Source organism: Oceanimonas sp. CAM02, assembly GCF_032842915.1.
Lineage (GTDB): Bacteria > Pseudomonadota > Gammaproteobacteria > Enterobacterales > Aeromonadaceae > Oceanimonas > Oceanimonas smirnovii.
Map to the genome: position 1 here is coordinate 20,370 of NZ_JAWJBK010000027.1, position 22,167 is coordinate 42,536.

At 58.2% G+C, this 22,167-nt stretch carries 16 protein-coding genes; 12 read left to right on the forward strand and 4 right to left on the reverse strand.

Features of this window, described 5'->3' with window-relative positions; translation table 11 throughout:
- Positions 1–4 precede the first annotated feature (4 nt).
- Positions 5–2,827, reverse strand: coding sequence for an excinuclease ABC subunit UvrA (gene uvrA / locus R0I78_RS08975; protein WP_317075108.1), 2,823 nt, complete (start codon positions 2,825–2,827; stop codon positions 5–7).
- Positions 2,828–2,973: 146 nt separating this feature from the next.
- Here uvrA and R0I78_RS08980 point away from each other — a divergent pair, with 146 nt between their 5' ends.
- The 3 genes from R0I78_RS08980 to R0I78_RS08990 all read left to right on the forward strand — a co-directional run bounded on the left by R0I78_RS08980 (position 2,974) and on the right by R0I78_RS08990 (position 7,003).
- Positions 2,974–4,347, forward strand: coding sequence for an MFS transporter (locus tag R0I78_RS08980; RefSeq protein WP_317075109.1), 1,374 nt, complete (start codon positions 2,974–2,976; stop codon positions 4,345–4,347).
- A 14-nt stretch (positions 4,348–4,361) separates the two neighbouring features.
- Positions 4,362–4,943 (forward strand): single-stranded DNA-binding protein, encoded by a 582-nt coding sequence (locus R0I78_RS08985; protein ID WP_019935066.1) that lies wholly within the window; start codon positions 4,362–4,364, stop codon positions 4,941–4,943.
- Positions 4,944–5,089: 146 nt separating this feature from the next.
- Positions 5,090–7,003, forward strand: coding sequence for an EAL domain-containing protein (locus tag R0I78_RS08990; RefSeq protein WP_019935065.1), 1,914 nt, complete (start codon positions 5,090–5,092; stop codon positions 7,001–7,003).
- On the opposite strand, the gene R0I78_RS08995 is transcribed toward R0I78_RS08990, so the two are convergent.
- On the reverse strand, positions 6,991–7,902 hold the full coding sequence (locus tag R0I78_RS08995) for a 1-aminocyclopropane-1-carboxylate deaminase/D-cysteine desulfhydrase (protein WP_317075110.1): 912 nt from the start codon (positions 7,900–7,902) through the stop codon (positions 6,991–6,993). The genes R0I78_RS08990 and R0I78_RS08995 overlap by 13 nt on opposite strands.
- A gap of 173 nt (positions 7,903–8,075) precedes the next feature.
- Between R0I78_RS08995 and R0I78_RS09000 the strand changes: the two genes are divergently transcribed.
- The 8 genes from R0I78_RS09000 (at position 8,076) to tldD (ending at position 18,647) form a co-directional block, all read left to right on the forward strand.
- Positions 8,076–9,119 carry a rod shape-determining protein gene (locus R0I78_RS09000; protein ID WP_019935063.1) on the forward strand — a complete coding sequence of 348 codons (1,044 nt, stop codon included), beginning with the start codon at positions 8,076–8,078 and terminating at the stop codon, positions 9,117–9,119.
- 33 nt (positions 9,120–9,152) lie between these two features.
- Positions 9,153–10,019, forward strand: a complete 867-nt coding sequence (mreC, locus tag R0I78_RS09005) for a rod shape-determining protein MreC (protein WP_019935062.1) — start codon at positions 9,153–9,155, stop codon at positions 10,017–10,019.
- A complete protein-coding gene (mreD, locus tag R0I78_RS09010) occupies positions 10,016–10,504 on the forward strand; it encodes a rod shape-determining protein MreD (protein ID WP_019935061.1) in 489 nt (162 codons plus the stop codon). The genes mreC and mreD overlap by 4 nt, the downstream gene beginning before the upstream one ends.
- A 9-nt stretch (positions 10,505–10,513) precedes the next feature.
- Positions 10,514–11,089 (forward strand): nucleoside triphosphate pyrophosphatase, encoded by a 576-nt coding sequence (locus R0I78_RS09015; protein WP_317075111.1) that lies wholly within the window; start codon positions 10,514–10,516, stop codon positions 11,087–11,089.
- A 69-nt stretch (positions 11,090–11,158) separates the two neighbouring features.
- The gene (gene rng, locus R0I78_RS09020; protein WP_019935059.1) at positions 11,159–12,628 is read left to right on the forward strand and encodes a ribonuclease G; all 1,470 of its coding nucleotides are present in this window, start codon (positions 11,159–11,161) and stop codon (positions 12,626–12,628) included.
- On the forward strand, positions 12,628–16,377 hold the full coding sequence (locus R0I78_RS09025; RefSeq protein ID WP_317075112.1) for a YhdP family protein: 3,750 nt from the start codon (positions 12,628–12,630) through the stop codon (positions 16,375–16,377). The genes rng and R0I78_RS09025 overlap by 1 nt, the downstream gene beginning before the upstream one ends.
- Entirely contained in the window at positions 16,378–17,205 is an 828-nt protein-coding gene (locus tag R0I78_RS09030) for a carbon-nitrogen hydrolase family protein (protein WP_317075113.1), read from the forward strand.
- Complete coding sequence (gene tldD, locus R0I78_RS09035) at positions 17,202–18,647, forward strand: metalloprotease TldD (RefSeq protein ID WP_019935056.1); 1,446 nt, start codon at positions 17,202–17,204, stop codon at positions 18,645–18,647. Before R0I78_RS09030 ends, tldD begins: the two co-directional genes overlap by 4 nt.
- A gap of 76 nt (positions 18,648–18,723) precedes the next feature.
- Here the strand turns inward: tldD and yjgA are convergent, their stop codons facing one another.
- The gene (yjgA, locus tag R0I78_RS09040) at positions 18,724–19,245 is read right to left on the reverse strand and encodes a ribosome biogenesis factor YjgA (RefSeq protein WP_019935055.1); all 522 of its coding nucleotides are present in this window, start codon (positions 19,243–19,245) and stop codon (positions 18,724–18,726) included.
- Between the two features lie 113 nt (positions 19,246–19,358).
- On the opposite strand from yjgA, the gene pmbA reads away from it, so the two are divergent.
- Positions 19,359–20,699 (forward strand): metalloprotease PmbA, encoded by a 1,341-nt coding sequence (gene pmbA, locus R0I78_RS09045; RefSeq protein ID WP_410506576.1) that lies wholly within the window; start codon positions 19,359–19,361, stop codon positions 20,697–20,699.
- Positions 20,700–20,800: 101 nt separating this feature from the next.
- Here pmbA and mgtE read toward each other — a convergent pair whose 3' ends face one another.
- Positions 20,801–22,162, reverse strand: coding sequence for a magnesium transporter (gene mgtE / locus R0I78_RS09050; protein WP_019935053.1), 1,362 nt, complete (start codon positions 22,160–22,162; stop codon positions 20,801–20,803).
- Positions 22,163–22,167 lie beyond the last annotated feature (5 nt).

Below are 22,167 nucleotides of genomic sequence, written 5' to 3' on the forward strand. Positions count from 1 at the left end.
GCTGTTACCCCAGCATGGGCCGTAAAAAACGGGCAGTGTGAGACGCTTCGTGTTTCGCTACGGCTTCAGGGGAGCCGGCCACCAGGATCTCACCGCCGCCGCTGCCCCCTTCCGGCCCCAGATCCACGATCCAGTCGGCGGTTTTGATCACGTCCAGGTTGTGCTCGATGATCACCACCGTATTGCCGTGATCCCGCAGCCGGTGCAGCACCGTCAGCAACAGCTGAATATCGTGAAAATGCAGGCCTGTGGTGGGCTCGTCGAGAATATACAGGGTCTGGCCGGTGTCCCGCTTCGACAGCTCCCGGGCCAGCTTGACCCGCTGGGCCTCGCCGCCCGACAGGGTAGTGGCGGACTGACCCAGACGAATATAGGACAGGCCCACGTCCATCAGGGTCTGCAGCTTGCGGGCAATGGCGGGCACAGGGGCAAAGAAATCGCAGGCTTCCTCCACCGTCATTTCCAGCACCTCGTGAATGCTCCTGCCCTTGTAGCGGATTTCCAGAGTTTCCCGGTTGTAACGCTTGCCTTTGCACACATCGCAGGGCACATAGACGTCGGGCAGAAAGTGCATTTCTACCTTGATCACGCCGTCGCCCTGGCAGGCCTCGCAGCGGCCGCCTTTGACGTTAAAGGAGAAGCGGCCCGGCTTGTAGCCACGGGAGCGGGCTTCCTGAGTGCCGGAGAACAACTCACGAATGGGCGTGAAAATGCCGGTGTAGGTGGCCGGATTGGAGCGGGGCGTGCGGCCGATAGGGCTCTGATCGATGTCCACCACCTTGTCCAGCTTGTCGAGGCCGTGAATGGCAGAGTAGGGCGCCGGCTGACTCACCGTGGCCTTGTTCAGCTCGCGATGAGCGAGGGGAAACAGGGTGTCATTGATCAGGGTCGATTTGCCCGAGCCGGACACGCCGGTAACACAGGTCATCAGCCCCAGAGGTAATTCGAGGTTCACCTGTTTGAGGTTGTTGCCGCTGGCGCCTTCAAGTCGCAGCCAGTGCTCGCCCACCGGCGTGCGCTGCGCCGGCACCGCAATGGCCTCACGGCCCGAGAGATAGGCACCGGTAAGCGACTCCGGGTTGGCCATCACCTCTGCCGGTGTGCCCTGAGCCACTATCTGGCCGCCGTGTACGCCGGCACCGGGACCGATATCCAGCACATGATCGGCGGCGCGAATGGCGTCTTCATCGTGTTCCACCACGATCACGGTATTGCCCAGATCCCGCAGGTGAGTAAGCGTGGCCAGCAGTCGTTCGTTATCGCGCTGGTGCAGGCCGATACTGGGCTCGTCCAGCACATACATAACCCCCACCAGGCCGGCACCAATCTGGCTGGCCAGACGAATGCGCTGGGCTTCGCCGCCGGACAGGGTCTCGGCACTGCGGGACAGGGTCAGGTAATTGAGCCCCACATTAACCAGAAAGCCCAGCCGCTCGGTAATTTCCTTCAGAATTTTATCGGCAATCTGCGCCTTCTGGCCATCCAGCTGCAGCCCGGTGAAAAAGGCATGGGCCTCACCAATGGCCATGTCGGACACCCGGGGCAGATTGTGATCCGCCACAAACACATGACGGGCAGCTTCCTTCAGCCGAGTGCCGCCGCAGCCCGGGCAGGCGCGGTTACTCTGGTATTTGGCCAGTTCTTCCCGCACCGAGTTGGACTCGGTCTCCCGGTAGCGCCGCTCCATGTTGTGCACTATGCCCTCAAAAGGGTGCTTGCGCACCAGCACATCGCCGCGGTCATTCATGTAGCGGAATTCTACATTGGCCCGGCCCGAGCCATAGAGCACGGCCTTTTGAATGGGCTTGGACAGGCTTTCAAAAGGGGCTTCCAGATCAAAGTCGTAATGCTCTGCCAGGGACTTGAGCATCTGGTAATAATAATAACTGCGCTTGTCCCAGCCGCGAATGGCACCGCCCGCCAGGCTCAGCTCGGGGTTGGACACCACCTTGTCGGGGTCAACAATCTGCTGGGCACCCAGGCCGTCGCACTGCTCGCAGGCCCCCGCCGGGTTGTTAAAGGAAAAAATGCGCGGCTCCAGCTCGGCAATGGAGTAACCACACTCCGGGCAGGCAAAGTTGGCGGAAAACACCAGCGGCTCTTCCTGCTCATCGTCCATGCTCACCACAGAGGCGATACCGCCGGAGAGCTCCAGCGCCGCCTCAAAAGACTCTGCCAGCCGCAGCTGCAGATCGTCCCGCACCTTGAATCTGTCTACCACCACTTCAATGGTGTGTTTCTTTTGTAATTCCAGCGCCGGCGGATCCGACAGATCGCAGACTTCGCCGTCGATGCGGGCACGAATGAAGCCTTGGGCCGACAGGTTGTCGAGCAGCTTGCTGTGCTCACCCTTGCGGTTGCGCACTACCGGAGCCAGCAGCATCAGCCGCTTGCCTTCGGGCTGCTCCAGTACCTTGTCTACCATCTGGCTGATGGTCTGGGCCGCCAGCGGTAACTCATGGGTAGGACAGCGAGGTTCACCCACCCGGGCAAACAACAGCCGCAGATAATCATGAATTTCGGTAATGGTGCCCACGGTAGAGCGGGGGTTGTGGGACGTGGATTTCTGCTCGATGGAAATAGCGGGTGACAGGCCTTCGATATGATCCACATCGGGCTTTTCCATCAGCGAGAGAAACTGGCGGGCGTAGGCAGACAGCGATTCCACATAGCGGCGCTGCCCTTCGGCATACAGGGTATCAAAAGCCAGGGACGACTTGCCCGAGCCCGACAGACCGGTGATGACGATCAGTTTATCTCTGGGTAATTCCAGGCTGATGTTCTTCAGGTTGTGGGTGCGCGCTCCGCGAACGTCAATTTTATCCATCTGCAGCATGACCAAGTTTTAAACGAGACCGGCTAGTATGGCACTGGATGAATAGCCAGCCAAGGGTACATTGGGGGATTAATCTTGACCGGCGCTCCGTGCTAGACTGCTGCTCTTTTGTGAACAATAACAGCGGAACAGTATTCATGAGCGAACAGCAAGGTTTTAGTCCGCGGGAGCGGCGAGCCTCTTTTACCCTGGCCAGCATCTTTGGCATGCGTATGCTGGGCCTGTTCATGATCATGCCGGTGTTTGCCCTTTATGGTGGCAGCCTGGACGGCTTCTCACCGTTGTGGGTAGGCATTGCCATCGGCGCCTATGGCCTGACCCAGGCCATATTACAGATTCCGGCGGGCTGGCTGTCGGATCGCATTGGCCGTAAGCCGGTTATCTATGGCGGTCTTGCGCTGTTTGCTGCCGGTTCAGTGGTCGCGGCCATGTCCGAATCGGTTTATGGCGTGGTGGCTGGCCGGGTGCTGCAGGGTAGCGGTGCCATCGCCGGTGCCATTCTGGCACTGGCCGCTGATATCACCCGGGAAGAGCACCGTACCAAGGCCATGGCCATTATCGGCGTGTGCATCGGCATTTCCTTTGCGGTGGCCATGGTGGCTGGCCCGCTGCTGGCAGCCCAGTTCGGTCTGGCCGGCGTGTTCTGGACCACGGCGGTGCTGGCAGTGGTGGGCATGCTGATGGTACGCCTGCTGCTGCCGGACTCGGTCAGTAAGGGTCAAATCCGTGACGTCACCGCGGCCCCCGAGCTGTTGGGCCGGCTGCTGAAAGACAAACAACTGCTGCGGCTGGATTTTGGCATTATGCTGCTGCACCTGAGCCTGACCGCGGTATTTGTGGCCTTTCCGCTGTCGCTGGTGGATGCCGGTCTGGTACGGGAGCATCACTGGTGGCTGTATTTTCCCACTCTGCTGGCATCCTTTGTGCTGATAGTGCCGTTTTTGATCCTCGGTGCCCGGCGCAATATGAATAAGGTGCTGTTTCAGGCTTCCATTCTGGTGATGATGGTGGCGCTGGTGCTGATGGCGGTGGCCGGCACTCAACTGTGGCTGCTGGTGCTGGCCATGGTGCTGTATTTTACCGCTTTTAATTTTATGGAAGCCTCGCTGCCGGCGTTTTTATCCATGCTGGCTCCGGTGGGTGGCAAAGGCACGGCCATGGGCATCTACTCCACCAGTCAGTTTCTTGGTGCCTTTATCGGCGGTGTGGCCGGCGGTGCTCTCTATCAGAAACTGGGCGGCTCCGGTGTATTTTTGCTGGTGGCGCTGGCCATGGTGTTCTGGTTCTGGTTGTCGGCAGGCATGACCAATGTCAGCCGAGTTCGGTCTCATATTCTGCCTATCGGTGTTAAGATAGAAACAGAGTCTGCCCGCAGCCAGCTGCTGCAGCGGCTGATGGCGCTGCCGGGAGTGCATGAGGCGTTGATCATTCCCGATGAAGGCGCTGCCTACCTTAAGGTAGATGGCAATATTTTTGAACTGGATCAGGCCAAACGCCTGATCAACCTGTGAGTACGGAGCAAGTTATGGCCAATAGAGGCATCAACAAAGTCATCTTGATCGGGCACCTGGGTCAGGATCCCGAAGTGCGCTATATGCCTAACGGCAATGCCGTCGCCAATATTACTCTGGCCACCAGTGAGACCTGGCGTGACAAGCAGAGCGGCGAACAACGTGAGCGTACCGAATGGCATCGGGTAGTATTTTTCGGCAAGCTGGCAGAAATTGCCGGTGAGTATTTGCGCAAGGGCTCTCAGGTGTATGTGGAAGGCCGGCTGCAAACCCGAAAATGGCAGGATCAGGGTGGCCAGGATCGCTATACCACCGAAGTGGTAGTGGACATGGGCGGTACCATGCAGATGCTGGGCGGACGTCCGCAGGGCGGCGGTCAGCAAAGTCAGGGTGGCTGGAACCAGGGCCAGCAGGGCGGTGGTCAGCCGCAGGGCAACTGGGGCCAGCAGCAGGGTAGCGGACAGCAGGGTGGTCAGCCGCAATATGGTGGCAGCCAGCCCCAGCAGCAGCCCCAAAGCCAGCCCCAGCAGAAACCACAAAGTCAGCCGGTATACAATGAACCGCCCATGGACTTTGATGACGATATTCCGTTCTAGCGGAGCGCCTCAAGACCCCGCTTTGGCGGGGTCTTTTTATTGGCATACGTTAAAAACTGCACGATACTGAGTTGATTACGAGTGGGTTCGCCTGAATCTGCATTAAAAGGAAACCGCCGGCAGGGTGCCGGCCGCAAGGAAAGCACATGAAGTTTACCAATCAGTTTATTACCACCATCACCCTGTGCGTGCTGGCGGCGGTACTGATGGTGTTGATTGGTGCCGGGCTCAGCTTTTATCAGATGGGCATTGCCTATCAGCAGCGTCAGGTTGATGCAGTGGTACGCATGGTGGATGAATCCTGGCAGCCTGAGAGTACTGCTCAGCCCAATATTGATCGCTGGTTGCCGGCGCTGCTGGATACGAACGAACTCATTGTTTTTACTGTGCATGATCAGCATAAAGAGTATTACCGCTCTGGTCTGACTCAGCCGCTGGCGAGTGATGAAATCAGCGAGCAGTACGACAGAGCACTCACCAGTCATGACGGGCTTTTTGTCAGGCTGGTCCTGCGCCCGCCTTTTTACCATATAGACCATTCTCTGGCTGCGGTATCCGGTCTGACCGGTGCCATTATGCTGGTGTTTGCCGGACTGTTGCTCAGTCTGCGCTGGTTTCGCCGGCAGCTGCGTGGTGCCGAACTGCTTGAGCAGCGTGGCCGGCTGATCCTGGACGGCCGGCTCAGTATGCTGCAACACAGCCCGAAAGAAGAGTGGCCTCAGGCTGCCAGCCGCGCTCTGGATAAGCTGATGGCTGACTTGCGTGAAGCCCGTAAGGAGCGTAGTCGCTTTGACACTTTTATTCGGGCCAATGTGTTTGTTGATCGCAATATTGGCATCGGCAACCGGGTGTTTTTTGATAACCGGCTGGAAGCGGCGCTGAATGACTCAGCCAGTCAATCAGCTGCATTATTGCTGGTAGAGCTGCAGGATCTGGAGCACATCAACCATAAACTGGGCCATGACAGAGGTGATGAGCTGCTCAGCTCGGCGTCGGTGTATCTGGGACACCTGATCCGGCGTTATCCCGGTGCCCTGCAGGCCCGCTATACCGGTAATACCTTTGCGCTGATGTTTCCCAACACGGTAGAAAGCGAAGCCCAGGAGGCCGCCCGGCAGGTGCTTAAACTGCTGCGTCGGCTGCACTGGCCTGATGTCGTCAAAGAGCCGGCGGTTTATATCGGCGGTGTTTGTTTTCGCTTTGGCGAACAGTTACATCAGATAGAAGAAGAGGCCGAGCTGGCGTTACGCAGCGCTGCCCTACAGGGTGGTGACGGCTACTTTATGTACTATAAGGGGCTGACCGAAGAAAGCAGTGGCAAAGGTACGGTACGATGGCGCACTTTGCTTGGACGTCTGCTGGAGCAGGATGCCATACTACTGGACCGTCAGGGTATTTACAGCGCTGCAGAGGCCACTCCCGAGAGCATTGAATTGCTTGCCCGTATTCATGATGAGCAGGGGCGGGAGCTGGCTGCCGGTCATTTTCTGCCCATGGCAGAGAAGTGTGGTTTGCTGCAGGATCTGGATCGCTGCATTATGTTGCAAAGCCTGACGGCACTACAAGACGCTGACCGCAAGGCGGTGCTGGCTGTTAACCTGTCGGTCGCCAGTATCCTTAACCGGAGTTTTCACCGCTGGCTGGTGTTTGAACTGATCCAGTTGCCCAGGCCTTTGCTTCATGAGCTGGTCATTGAGCTGTCTGAAGCGGGCGTAGGCCGGCACTTTCTGGAGCTGGTAAAACCACTGCGGGCGCTGAAGGCGCTGGGCTGCCGGCTGGCGGTGGACCATGTTGGCCAGGATGTGGTCAGCACTCAGTACATCAAGGATTATGATCTAGATTACCTCAAGCTGCACCCCAGCCTGGTCAGAGATATTGACAAGAAATCGGTGAATCAGATGGCGGTGCGCAGTCTGTTGGGTAACTGCATGGGCAATCATACCCGGGTGATAGCGGTGGGCGTGGAAACCGAAGCAGAGTGGACCTGCCTGAAGCAGTTGGGCGTGCATGCCGGACAGGGATATTATTTTTCCTGTCCTGAGCGTTTTCAGCTGACTTGAGACCTTGCACTTTGCAGGCCACCGGTATGCAAAAATATCAGCCGGCTATCGGGCGGGTAACAGCCGGCCTCAATATCACGAAACAACCCCAGCATGGCCTTGCCACTGTATATAGGCTCCAGCGGAATGCCCAATGCTGTGCTCAGGGCCGTAATGGCGCTGCGGTCTTCGACGGAGCATTTGGCATAGCCACCGCCATGATGATTCAGGCGTAACCGCCAGCCGTTATCTGATTCAGCAGGGGCATACAGCTGCTGCACCGTCCGGGCCAGCCAGTCTTTGCCTTTGAGTACGGCATAGCCGGTAAGGTGTGTGTGTTCGGGGCGGGCTGACAACAAGCCCGCCAGGGTACCGCCGCTGGCCACCGGCAGGATCAGCTGGTCGCATGCTGGCAGCTCTTGCCACAACTCGGCCACACCAGGCAGGGCCAGCTCGCAGCTGCCGCCTTCAGGAATAAGATAAAAACCGGGGTAGCGGCGGCGCAGTTCGGCAAGAAAATCAGCATGGTGGCGGCGGCGATAGGTTTGACGGTCTACAAACGCCAGCTGCATGCCCCAGCCTTGCGCATCGGACAGGGTGGGGTTGGCGGCGTATTCGGGCTCACCACGTACTATGCCGACGGTAGGCATTCCCAGTGTATTGCCGGCGGCAGCCAGTGCATGTAAGTGATTGGACCAGGCTCCGCCAAAGCTGAGCAGGCCGGCCGCCTGCTCCGACAGCGCTTGGCGCAGCACATATTTAAGTTTTCGCCATTTATTGCCGGATATGGAAGGGTGCAGCAGGTCATCCCGTTTAATATAAAGCGCCACCCTGTGCTGTTGCAGCGTCGTATGCTCAAGTGGTATCAGTGGCGACAGAGAATGGCGAAACAAGTGTTGCCAGCGTTGAAGTTGGATCACGCAAAAATAAACAGAAAGGATTCAGAGGTGCTTAGTGTAGGGAACTTATTGATTTATTAAAACTCGTATTCGATTGCAACCAAGCCTGGCCGGGTTCTGCCTTGCTAGGGGGTGGTTGCGTTGGTAAAGTTAGCCGAATTTTTCCGGTATCAACCCAGGATCCCCTTCAGCATATGTTCAAGAAGCTCAGAGGCATGTTTTCCAACGATTTGTCCATCGACTTGGGAACGGCCAACACCCTTATCTACGTAAAAGATCAGGGCATAGTTCTGAACGAACCCTCCGTCGTGGCCATTCGCCAGGAAAGAGCCGGTTCGGCCCAGAGCGTTGCCGCCGTCGGTCATGCCGCCAAACAGATGCTGGGGCGTACTCCCGGCAACATTGCCGCCATTCGTCCGATGAAAGATGGCGTGATTGCCGACTTCTACGTTACCGAGAAAATGTTGCAGCACTTTATCAAGCAGGTGCACGACAATAATTTCTTCCGCCCCAGTCCTCGTGTACTGGTCTGTGTTCCCTGTGGCTCTACGCAGGTAGAGCGCCGGGCCATCAAGGAGTCTGCCCTGGGCGCCGGTGCCCGTGAGGTTTATCTGATTGATGAACCCATGGCAGCGGCCATTGGGGCCGGCCTGCCGGTATCCGAAGCCACTGGCTCCATGGTGGTGGATATTGGCGGCGGTACCACCGAAGTGGCCATTATCTCCCTTAACGGTGTTGTTTATTCCCAGTCGGTGAGAGTAGGCGGTGATCGTTTTGATGAAGCCATTATTAATTATGTGCGCCGCAACTACGGCTCCCTGATTGGTGAAGCCACTGCTGAACGCATCAAGCATGAAGTGGGCTCTGCTTATCCGGGTGATGATGTTATTGAGATTGAAGTACGGGGGCGCAACCTGGCAGAAGGGGTTCCGCGCAGCTTTACCCTGAATTCCAATGAAATTCTGGAAGCCTTGCAGGAGCCGCTGACCGGCATTGTCAGTGCAGTGATGGTGGCGCTGGAGCAGTCTCCACCCGAGCTGGCGTCAGATATTTCTGAACGCGGCATGGTATTGACCGGAGGTGGTGCTTTGCTGCGTGATCTGGATCGCCTGCTGATGGAAGAAACCGGCATTCCTGTTGTGGTGGCTGATGATCCCATGACTTGTGTGGCCCGGGGAGGCGGCAAGGCGCTGGAGATGATCGACATGCATGGCGGCGACTTGTTTCACTACGACTGATGAATCGGGCCGGGTGACCGGCTCGCTCTTTTAATGAAACTTATTTTTGGTCGCGGACCCTCTTTGCCCATTCGCCTGACACTGGCGGTGCTGGCCAGTCTTGCGCTGATGGTGGCAGACAGCCGTTATCAGTCCTTTTCCGATATCAGGCTTTACCTTAACTCTCTGGTCAGCCCACTGCAGTATATGGCCAACAGCCCGCGCATTTTGCTGGACACTGCTTCAACCCAGCTGATGTCGCGAAAGACCTTGTTAACCCAGGCTGAGCGCATGGAGCGTGAATTGTTTTTGCTGCGGGATGATTTGCTGCGGTTGCGCCACCTGGAGCAGGAAAATCAGCGTCTGCGCGAATTGCTGGGCTCGCCGGTGCAGCAGGACGCAAGGCGCATGGTGGCTGAAATCATGGCGGTGGATACCGATCCTTTCTCCCACCAGGTTGTGATTGATAAAGGCACGCTGCAAGGTGTGTTTGAAGGTCAGCCAGTGCTGAATGAACAGGGGGTGGTAGGACAGGTCATGTCTGTTGGTAAAACCACCAGCCGGGTCTTGCTGATCACGGATGCCAGTCACGGCATTCCGGTGCGGGTGGAGCGCAATGACATTCGCGCCATTGCCAGCGGCAGTGGTCGCCTGGATCGGCTGCTGCTCGACAATATCACCCGCAATACCGACATACAGGAAGGGGACGTACTGCTCAGCTCCGGCCTGGCCGGACGGTTCCCCGAAGGCTACCCGGTCGGCAGAGTTACCCATGTTGGCTATGAGGAAGGCCAGCCCTTTGCCGAGATTCGCATTACGCCTTTTGCGGCCCTGGACAGAGTACGTTATCTGCTATTACTGTGGCCTGAACCCAGAGTGAGAACATCGTTACCAAATGTAGCACCGGAGGGGGCCTCATGAGTGGTTTCCCGTGGCGCAGCAGACTGACCATTATGTTCAGCCTGATGCTGGCGCTGATGTTGTCTATTCTGCCTTTGCCTGATCTGATTGCTCCCTTTCGTCCTGACTGGTTGCTGGTGGTGCTCATTTACTGGAGCATAGCGCTGCCACACAGGGCCAATGTGGGCACTGCCTTTGTAGCCGGTCTGTTACTGGATCTTTTGCTTGGTTCAGTATTGGGAGTAAGAGCTCTGGCGCTGGTTATTCCGGTTTATCTGGCAACATCCCAGTTTCAGCGCATGCGCAATTACTCGGTTTGGCAGCAGGCTTTTGTGGTAGGTGGTCTGGTGATGCTGAACAAGCTGCTGATTTTCTGGACCGCTTACCTTAACAGCGAAACCCAGGTGGACTATCACTACTTCTGGTCCATTGTCAGCAGCATGTTGTTCTGGCCCTGGATCTTTCTGTTGCTGCGCAAATGCCGCCGCCAGTTTTCTCTGACCTGAGGAGCCGATATGAGTATTGCTCTTTACCTGGCATCTGCTTCACCGCGCCGCCGCGAACTGCTGGCACAGCTGGGAGTCAGCTTTGCACTGGTACGCCCCGAGGTGGAAGAGTGCCAGCGACCGGGTGAGTCTGCTGCCGGCTATGTACAGCGGCTGGCGCAGGACAAAGCGCAGGCGGGCGCTGCACTGGCACCAATGCCGCTGCCGGTACTGGGCGGTGACACCATAGTGGTGCTGAACGATGAAGTACTGGAAAAACCCCGGAACGAAGCCCACGGCAAAGCCATGCTGGCGCGCTTGTCAGGGCGCACCCATCAGGTGATGACTGCCATGGCGCTGGCTGTCGATGGTGGATGTGAGGTGGTGCTGGTGACCACTGAAGTAACGTTTCGGTGCCTGAGCGAGGCCGACATCGACCGTTACTGGCGCACCGGCGAGCCCGCCGATAAGGCCGGTGGCTATGGCATTCAGGGAGTGGGCGGGCGTTTTGTATCGGGCATTAATGGCAGCTACAGCGCCGTGGTGGGTCTGCCGCTGGTGGAAACCGAGGCACTGCTGCAGCACCATGGCATCGCCACTGCCTGAATCAGACTCCGGAACAGGGTTATTCTGTGTTAATTTAGGGCATTCTCTATTCGGACTGGCGGAGCCCTTATGTCTGCAGAACTGATTATCAATATGACCCCGGCGGAGACCCGGGTAGCCCTGGTGGAAAACGGTATCCTGCAGGAAGTGCACATTGAGCGGCAGGCCCGCCGTGGCATAGTGGGCAATATTTATAAGGGCAAGGTCAGCAGAGTATTGCCGGGTATGCAGGCAGCCTTTGTGGATATTGGCGGCGAACGGGCCGCTTTTCTGCACGCCTCCGATATAGTTCCTCATACTGAATGTGTCGACACCCGTGAGCAGGCCCACTTTCAGGCGGGCAATATTGCTGAGCTGGTGCGTCAGGGCCAGGACATCATGGTGCAGGTGGTGAAAGATCCGCTCGGTACCAAAGGGGCGCGTCTGACCACCGATATTACATTGCCCTCCCGTTATCTGGTGTTTATGCCCGGCAGTGCCTATGTGGGCGTTTCCCAGCGCATTGATTCCGAGCAGGAGCGGGAGCGGCTCAAAGCGCTGGCTGCCGAGCATGTGGATGAGCAGGGTGGTTTTATTATTCGCACCGCTGCCGAAGGTATTGGCGAGCAGGAGCTGGCTCAGGATGCGGCTTTTCTGAAACGGCTGTGGCGGAAAATTCAGGAGCGCAGAAGCAAATACGCTTCCTGCTCCATGTTATATGAAGATCTGCGGCTGGCGTTTCGTATCGTACGTGATTTTGTCGGGGCCGAGCTGGACCGCATTCGGGTTGATTCCCGGGAAACCTGTGACAGCCTGTGTACCTTTGTGGAAGAGTTTGTACCCGAGCTGTGCGGCCGCATTGAGTATTATCATGGCAATGCTCCCATTTTTGATCTCTACGATGTGGAAAACGAAATTCAGCGCGCGCTGGATCGTAAAGTGGAGCTCAAGTCCGGCGGCTACCTGATCATCGATCAGACTGAGGCCATGACCACGGTCGATATCAACACCGGGGCTTTTGTGGGCCACCGCAACCTTGAAGAAACCATTTTCAACACCAATATCGAGGCCACCCAGGCCATTGCCCGCCAGTTGCGACTGCGCAATCTGGGGGGAATTATCATTATTGATTTCATTGATATGCACGATGAGGATCACAAGCGTCGGGTACTGCACAGCCTGGAGCTGGCGCTGGCCAGAGACAGGGCTAAAACCAATGTAAACGGTTTTTCTCAGCTGGGTCTGGTCGAAATGACCCGCAAGCGCACGCGGGAAAGCCTGGAGCATGTGCTCTGTGATGCCTGCCCCGAATGTAACGGCCGGGCCCGGGTGAAAACCGTAGAGACCGTCAGCTACGAAATTCTGCGGGAGATACTGCGCGTTAATAAAGCCTACGATGCTGACAAGTTTGTGGTCTACGCTTCTACTGCCGTGGCGGACGCCCTGCAGGAAGACGAATCTCATATGCTGGCAGAGCTGGAAGTCTTTATTGGCAAGCAGGTCAAGGTGAATAATGAGCCCCTGTATAACCAGGAGCAGTTTGATGTGGTGATGATGTAGTGCTGAGGCGCACTTTCAGCTGGGCCTGGTTTACCCTGGCCGGCATTGCTGTGGTGCTGGCGCTGCTGGTTACTCTGCTGCGTTTTGGTTCGCCCTGGCTGGCAGGGTTACAGCAGCAGTGGCTGAACCGCATGCTGGCTCAGCACAATCTGAGTCTGAGCATTGCTGATCTGGGGCTGGACTGGAAAGATTATGGCCCTGTACTGGTGCTGGAAAAGCTGCAGTTGCAGGGATCCGAGCAACCCCGGCTGACCCTGCGGCGTGCCCTGATTGATATGCAGCTGTGGCAGAGTTTGCGCCAGTGGCGGCCGGTGCTGAACGAAGTCACGCTTGATGGTCTGCGACTGGAACTGACCCCCGCAGGAGAGAAAGCCAATACCGATCTTGACGAGTTGCGCACCCTGGCATTGCAGGCAGTGCGGAAACTTACCCTGCTCAACGCTCAGCTGGTGCTGGCCAGCCCCGGCAAACCGCTGCTGGAGTTACAAATTCCCGCCCTGCACTGGCAAAACCGGCCCGGTTTGCACCAGGGGGAAGGGCGGCTTGGGTTTGGCAGTGCCGCCGGCCAGCAGTTTGTGTTCAAGGGGCGCCTCGAAGGGGATGATATTCACAGCCTGAGTGGCGGCATCTATATGCAGGCTAAGGGTGTGGATGCCGGCCCCATGCTGGCTCAGGCAAGACCCAATGATAAAAAAGTGGCCGCCCGGCTTTCTTTTGAAGCCTGGCTGGAGTGGCAGCAGGGAGAGCTGCAGGCGGCACTGCTGACTCTGGGAAACAGTGAAGCTCGCTGGGGCGGGGATCACCAGGTGGCGGTAAAGGGGGGCCGTATTCAGTGGCAACCTACCCAGCAGGGCTGGCAGCTGGCCAGCAGCGGCATTGATATCAGCGTGGACGGGGAGTCCTGGCCCAGCTGGAAAGTGCAGCTGGACAGGCACAACAACAAACTGACCGGTTATCTGGACCGGCTCAGCCTCACTGATGTGGCTTTACTGGCCCAGTGGGGGGAGCATTACTGGCCGGCAGCAGCCCGGCAGCTGACGGGAGCGGCACCGGCAGGAGAGCTGGCCAGGCTTTACCTGGAGGCGGATATACCGTCCGCCGGCAGTGACTGGCAGCTGCAGGGAGAATACCGTCATGTCGGTACGCAGGCGTTTGAGTGGATTCCCGGTGTCCGTGGTCTGCAAGGCAGCTTTGTGGTGGCGGCGGATCATGGCCGTTTAAGCGTTCAGCAGCCTGAGGCATCGGCCTGGCAGTGGGACAGCGCTTTTCGTCATGCCTGGCCGGTGCAACAGCTGCAGGCTCAATGGCAGTGGCAAAAGCGCAAGGATGGCTGGTGGCTATGGAGTGATGCGCTGCGTCTTGCCGGTGATGATCTGGATGTGGATGCCCATATCAGCCTGCAGCTGCCTGCTAATGACTCGCCACTGCTCAGTGCTTCGGCCAGTGTGGAGCTGCACCGGGCCGGTGCGGCGGGAGGCTATCTGCCCGAGCCGGTGATGGGCACACCGCTGGTGGACTATCTGGAAGGTGCCATAGTGGCTGGTCAGGCCAGCCAGGCCAAGGTGCTCTGGTATGGCCGGCTTAATCAGTTCCCCTACCATGATGGCAGCGGCCTGTTTCAGGCCAGGGTGCCGCTGCGTCAGGCTGAATTTCGCTTTGATCCTGACTGGCAACCATTAACCGATCTTGATCTGGAGCTGTTGTTTGAGAACGATAACCTCTATATGCAGCAGGGCAGCGGCCGGTTAGGTGCGGCGCGTGCCGTCGATATTGATGCCCGTATTACTCCCCTTGATGAAAACGCGCATCTGGAGCTGAATGCCGGGGTCAGTGGTGCCGGCGAGGCGGTGACGGATTATCTCACGCAATCTCCGTTAAAAAGCTCGGTGGGCGTTGCTCTGGAGCAGATACAGGTGTCAGGTCCGCTCACTGGCAGGCTGGCGCTGAATATTCCTCTGAGCGGTGGTGACGTCGGCGTTGATGGTGAGGTCGATTTTTCTGGTAATCAAGTGCAGGTTACGCCGCTTGCCATGCCGCTGACCAAGGTGACCGGCACCCTGATGTTTGATCAGCAAGAGACCAGGCTGGCCGGGTTGCAGACGCAGTGGCTGGGGCAGCCGCTGACGGTAAATTATGCCGGGCAAGTCACCAATGCCGGCTATGACGCCACGATTGAACTGGCCGGCCGGCTGCAGGGAGACGCGTTGGCGAAGGCACAGCCCGGGCTGGCGGCGCTGAGTGGCGAGACCCGCTGGCAGGGCGATGTGACGCTACGCCTGCAGCAGGGAGAAGTTGGCTATGACGCCAGACTCAGCTCTGATCTGAACGGGCTGCATAGCGAGTTGCCGGCACCGCTGGCGAAAGAAGCAGACTGGACCCGGCCGGTTAAGCTGAACGTTTCCGGCAATGCCACTCAGGCACAAGCACAGCTGAGTCTGGCGCCGGATCTTGATGCCGATGCCGTACTTGAATTCAGTGATGCCGGTACCACTATCCGGCGGCTTTGGGTGACTGCAGGCGGAGCCGACGCGGCCGGGCCAAGAGCTGCGCTGGATATAGCGGCCCATCTGGAAGCGCTGGCGCTGGATGAGTGGATTTCGCTGTCTGAAACGCAAGGCCAGCAGCAGCCTCAGCAAATGAAACTGCACTGGCCTGAAGACTATCGAATGGCACTGCGCGCCGACCGGGGAACACTTTGGGGGCAATTACTCAGTGATTTGCGGCTGGGCGTTACCCCGGAGGCGGCAGAACGGCGGCGTCTCACCATAGATTCGCAACAGGTAAAAGGCAGTCTTACGTGGGCTGACGGTGAGCCTGTGACCGCATTGTTTGAGCGCTTATGGCTTGATCCGCAAACTAATGAGTCTGGCGGAGTTCCTGATGCGCTGTCGCCCTCTGATATTCCGGCGCTGGTGTTCCGCTGTGATGACTGCCGCTGGCGTAATTTGTCACTGGGCAAAATGGGGCTTCAGCTCACGCCGCTGCAAGCTCAAAACGGCATTAGTCTGGATGACCTCTGGCTGGATGGAGATCAGCTGCAGGGGCGTGTTCAGGGGCAATGGCTGCAGCAGCAAGGGCTGAATACCAGCCGTATTCAGTGGCAGGGTGGTGCTCAGTCATTGCAGCAGCTCTGGCGGGCGTTGGGTCATGCCTCTCCCTTTCGGGATACCAAGGCGCTGATTGAGGCGCAATTAAACTGGCCCGGGTTGCCCTGGCAGCCTGAGCCTGCCACCCTGAATGGCACTGTGAGTGTGGAAACCGGTGCCGGTGTGCTGACCGGCGTCAGCGACAAGGGAGCAGGGCTGCTGTCGGTGCTGAGTATGGATTCAGTGCTGCGCCGGCTGCGGCTGGATTTTCGTGATGTATTTGAAGGCGGCTTTTACTTTGACCGCATCAGCGCAACCGGTGAATTCAACAATGGAGTGCTGCACAACAATGATTTCTTACTGGAAGGGGCAGCCGGTGATCTGACCGGTAAAGGGCTGGTTGATCTGCCAGCCAGTCAGCTGAATTACCGCTTTGACTTTACTCCGGATTTAACCGGTAATCTGCCCGTATTAACCGCTTTTGCGTTGACACCGGTCACCGGCCTTTATGTGCTGGCGGCGTCCAAATTGTTTGGCCCGGTGGTGGATGTGTTTACCCGCATTCGCTATGAGGTAACGGGACCGCTGGCCAGCCCGGAAGTCAAAGAGCTGGGGCGGGAACAAAATAAAATCAAACTGCCTGCTATTAACAAGGAGCCATAAATGGAACTGGTCGCTCTGCAACTGAATGCCAGTGATCACTGGCCGGTCAACCAGGCGAAAATTGCTGCCCTGCTGGAACGCCTGCCCGCCAGCCGGCCACTGCTGGTGCAATTGCCGGAAAACGCTGTGGTATTTGGCAACCGCCAGGCCGTGCAGGCCGTGGCCGAGCCATTGGGAAACGGGCCGGTGCAAGACTGTCTGGCCCAGTGGGCAAGGCAATACGGCATCTGGCTGGTGGTGGGTTCCATGCCGACCCAGACAGAGCAGAGTGACAAGCTGCATACCAGCTGTCTGGTATTTAACGATAAAGGCGAGCGGGTAGCCTGTTATCACAAGCTGCATCTGTTTGATGTGGATGTGGCCGATGGCCATGGTCGTTATCGCGAATCCGATACCTTCAGCCCCGGTCATGAGTTATGTGTGGTTGACAGCCCCTTTGGTCGTCTGGGGCTGTCAGTCTGTTATGATCTGCGTTTTCCCGAGCTGTACCGGGCCCTGCGTGAACAAGGGGCGGATATTCTGCTGGTGCCGGCCGCCTTCACCCGCGTTACCGGCAAGGCACACTGGCTGCCCTTGCTACAGGCCAGAGCCATTGAAAATCAGTGTTATGTGCTGGCGGCAGCCCAGGTGGGTGAGCATGCCGGGGGCCGGCAAACCTGGGGGCATTCGGTGATCCTGGATCCCTGGGGTGACATTCAGGCCTGCCTGCCCAATGGTGAAGGCCTGATCGTGGCCCCCCTTGAACAACATCGCCTCGACAGCATACGCCGGCAAATGCCCGTGGCCCAACATGCCCGCCTGCGAGCGGTGTGGAGAGACAACGAATGAGTATTGAACAGATTAATCAAAGCCTGCTGGTGCCCAATGAGCTGGATATGGCCTTGCTCGATGCCCAGCTGGCGCGGCTCAGCCGCCACCAGATCGACTTTGCCGATCTGTATTTTCAGAACAGTGTGCATGAGTCCTGGGTGCTGGAAGACGGCATCGTCAAGGACGGCAGCTACAACATAGAGCAGGGTGTGGGCGTGCGCGCCGTCAGCGGTGAAAAAACCGGCTTTGCCTATTCTGACGAACTTAACGCCACGGCGCTGGATCAGGCGGTGAGTGCCGCCCGGGGCATTGCCGCTCACGGTGGCGACGGTCGCTTCAAGGTGGGCCAGCCGCAGCCGGTGACCGCCCGTTACAGGGGGCTGAACCCGCTGGACAGTCTGCCCCGGGAGCAAAAAATAGCCCTGCTGCAGCAAATGGACGCCTTTGCCCGCAGTCTGGATCCGTCCATTACACAGGTGATCGCTTCCATCTCAGGGGTATATGAAGAAATACTGGTGCTGGCCACCGACGGCACTCTGGCCACGGATCTGCGCCCGCTGGTGCGACTGAACTGCTCGGTACTGGCAGAGCGCAATGGCCGGCGGGAGCGGGGCAGCAGCGGCGGTGGCGGTCGTTTTGGTTATGATTATTTTCTGGAAGAGATCGACGGCCAGCCCAGAGCCATGAGCTATGCCCGGGAAGCGGTGCGTCAGGCGCTGGTGAACCTGGAAGCGGTAGACGCGCCAGCCGGCACCATGCCGGTAGTGCTGGGTGCCGGCTGGCCCGGTGTGCTGCTGCACGAGGCGGTGGGTCATGGTCTGGAAGGGGATTTCAACCGCAAGGGCTCTTCTGCCTACTCCGGTCGCATTGGTGAAAAGGTGGCCTCCGAGCTGTGCACCATAGTGGATGACGGCACCCTGGCCAATCGTCGTGGCTCTTTGACCGTGGATGATGAAGGCACCGCCAGCGGCTATAACGTGCTGATTGAAAACGGCGTGCTCAGGGGCTATATGCAGGACAAGCTCAACGCCCGGCTGATGGGCATGGCACCCACCGGCAACGGCCGGCGCGAGTCTTATGCTCACCTGCCCATGCCGCGCATGACCAACACCTATATGCTGGCCGGCGAGACACCGCCGGACGAGATTATTCGCAGCGTGAAGAAGGGCATTTACGCCCCCAACTTCGGTGGTGGTCAGGTAGACATTACCTCGGGCCGCTTTGTGTTCTCGGCGTCAGAAGCCTATCTGATTGAAGATGGCAAGCTGACCGCGCCAATCAAGGGGGCCACCCTGATTGGTAACGGCCCTGAGGCCATGAGCCAGGTGTCAATGGTGGGTAATGATCTGAGCCTGGACGCCGGCGTGGGCGTCTGTGGCAAGGACGGTCAGAGTGTGCCGGTAGGCGTGGGCCAGCCCACCCTCAAGCTGGACCGCATGACGGTGGGCGGCACCCAGTAACCCGCCACTGAACGCAAAAAACGCCGGCATCATGCCGGCGTTGTTATTTTTATAAGGCTTCGCAGTGAAGGGCTGCTTACGGCTCCAGGTTTTGCTTCAGGTACTGGAACAGTTCCCGGTAGGCTTTGGGGGGCAGGCCGGCGGCCAGCTCCTTGCGGCCGGTGCGGGCCAGCTGGCGCAGCTTTTGCCGGTCGAGCTGGCGGTGCTGGGCCACCAGGTCATTCACCGCCTTGTCACCTTCCTTGATCAGCCGGTCGCGCCATTGCTCCAGCTTATGAAAACGGGCATTGGCCACGGCACTTTTCTGATCAAAGGCATTTAATGCGTCGCGAATAGCGGTGACATCCCGGGTGCGCATCAGCTTGCCGATAAACTGCAGGTGACGGCGCTGCGCCTCACGCTTGTTGGCCAGCTTGTGAGCCAGATCAATGGCGTCTTTCAGCTCGTCATCCAGAGGAACCTTGGCCAGCTCGCTCGGGTTGAGTTTAACCAGGTCCATGCCAAGCTGCTGCAACGCCTGACTTTCCCGTTTCATTTCGCTTTTACTGACCCATTCAATCTCGTCGTCATGATCGGGCTGGTCGTCGTGATGGCGCATTACGTCTCTCTGGAATCGTTAAATAATTGGCTGATGATGATTATTCTACCAGCTTCTCCCAAGGGGCGCAGGGGTCTGTTATGCTAGCAACAAACAGAACCAGCGATTTCATTATGACTCCTGAAGAGATTCACAACGAACAGCGTCAGCTAGAGCTGGCGGTAGAGCAGGCGCTGGAAAGCGCGAAGCGGCTGGGTGCGGACGCCGCAGAGGTTTCCATCAGCAAGCAAACCGGACTGTCGGTCAATACCCGCAATGCTGAGCTGGAAAACATCGAATTCAATAAAGACGGTGCCCTTGGCATTGCCGTTTATCGTGATGGCCGCAAGGGCTCGGCGTCCACCTCGGATCTGCGCCCCGACGCCATTGCCCGCACCGTGGCGGCGGCACTGGATATTTCCCGCTATACCACAGCCGACCCTCATGCCGGCCTGGCCGATGCGGATCAGCTGGCCTGGGAGTCCCCCGAGCTTGAACTGTGCTTTCCCCGTGTCATGGATCCTGCTGAGGGCATTGAGCTGGCGCTGCAATGCGAGCGCTCCGCGCTGGGGCGGGACAAGCGCATCAAACAGTCTGACGGAGCCAGTTACTCTGCCAATGTGGGCATTCGTGTCTACGGCAACAGCCATGGCTTTGTGAAAGGCTTTGCCGGCTCCCGCTACGGTATGAGTTGTGTGCTGATTGGCGAGCAGGACGGTGATATGCAGCGTGAATACGGATTCACCTCGGCGCGCAGCTTTGATGATCTCTGGGCTCCGGAAACAGTGGCCGACGAGGCGGTCAGCCGTACCCTTGGCCGGCTTGGCGGCCGCAAAATCGGGACCACTCAGGCCCCTGTGCTGTTTCATCCCGACGTGGCGGCGGGCCTGTTCGGCCATCTGGTCATGGGCATCAGCGGCGGCAACCTCTATCGCAAATCGTCCTTTCTGCTGGATGCCTGCGGTGAGCAGATATTTCCGGACTGGCTTACCATTCACGAGCAGCCTCACCTGCACAAGGGCCTGGCCAGTGCGCCCTTTGATAATGAAGGCGTGCGCACGGTCGAGCGTAATATCATTGAAAACGGTGTGCTGCAGACCTACCTGCTGACCAGCTACTCGGCGCGCAAGCTGGGCTTGCCGCTCACCGGCCATGCCGGCGGCATTCATAACTGGACCATTTCCAGCAGCGGCCAGAGCCATGCCGAACTGCTCAAACAAATGGGCACCGGCCTGCTGGTGACCGAGATGATGGGGCAGGGAGTGAACATAGTGACCGGCGATTACTCCCGGGGGGCCGCCGGCTTCTGGGTTGAGAACGGCGAAATTGCCTATCCGGTGGAAGAAATCACCATCGCCGGCAACCTGAAAACCATGTTTGCCGGCATTCAGGCCATCGGCACCGACGTGGAAACCCGCTCCAGCCTGCACACCGGCTCGGTACTGATCGACAAGATGAAGATTGCAGGGCAATAAACATAGCTGTAAGCCGGAAGCTTGAAGCTGTAATAAGGGCCGCGCATGCGGCCCTTGGTGTTTTTTGGGGGCTTCCCGCTTCTAGCTTTCGGCTTCCAGCCTCAGTGCAGCAGGATCAGTGTGGCCAGGCCGAGGAAGGACAGCAGGCCCACTGTGTCGGTGATGGTGGTTAATGCCATGGAGCCGGCCAGGGCCGGGTCGATATTAAAGCGTTTCATGATAATCGGAATACTGGCCCCGGCCAGGCCGGCTACCGACAGGTTGATAAACATGGCGGCGGCAATGACCAGGCCAATTTCCCAGCTGCCTTTCCACAGCCCCACCACCACGGAAATGGCCAGCGCCCACAGCATGCCGTTAAACAGACCTACCAGGGCCTCTTTGGTGAGCAGCCAGCGGGCGTTGCTGTCACTGATATGGCCCACCGCCATGCCGCGGATCACCAGTGCCAGAGTCTGGTTGCCGGCAATGCCGCCCATGGACGGTACTATGGTCATTAATATGGCCAGGGTGGCCAATTGGGAGAGAGTGGCTTCAAACATATTGGACACGCTGGCGGCGACCAGTGCCGAGCCCAGATTGATGGCCAGCCAGAAAGAGCGACGGCGGGCACTGACCAGTACAGGAGCAAAGGTGTCTTCGTCATCATCCATTTTGGCCATGCCCATCATGGAGTGTTCACCTTCTTCCCGAATAATGTCGACCACATCGTCGATGGTAATACGGCCCAGCAGCTGATTTTGCTCATCAACTACAGGGGCCGAGAGCCAGTCATGGCGCTCAAACAAATTCGCCACCTCGGTGTCGCTCATGGTCAGCGGAATGGCTTCGACTGTGGTATCCATGGCTTCGGCCACCGTCGTAGTGGGGGACTGTACGACCAGACTGGCGAGAGAAATATCACCCAGCAAGCGGTTATGCTGATCCACCACATACAGGGTATCCGTGCCTTCCGGCAGCTCGTTGTGCAGCCGCAGATAGCGCAGTACCACCTCTATGGTGACGTCCGGGCGCAAACTGATGAACTCGGTATTCATCAGTGAGCCGGCAGTGTCTTCCGGATAGGACAGCGCCAGCTCGGCTCTGTGCCTGTCCTGCTCGTCCATCTCGGTGAGCACCTGATTGAACAGCTGCTCGGGCAAATCCCGCAACACATAAGCCAGATCGTCCGACTCCATGTCTTCCAGTGCCACTGCCAGCTTTTCCGGCGCCATCAGCCGGATAATGCCATCGCGTACCTCTTCTGACAGCTCTTCCAGAATTTCGCCGTAATCGTCGGGGTCAATCAGTTGCCATAACACTTTGCGGCTGGGGGCAGGAGAAGACTCCAGCAGCCAGGCTACGTCGCCGGGGCGCATTTGCTGCAGCATGCGGCGCACATGCACGAACATGCCGCTGTTCAGCGCCTGAGTAATGGCTTCCAGGTGATCCGGTGTGCTGCTCTGATCTGCGGCGTCTGTCATGATCC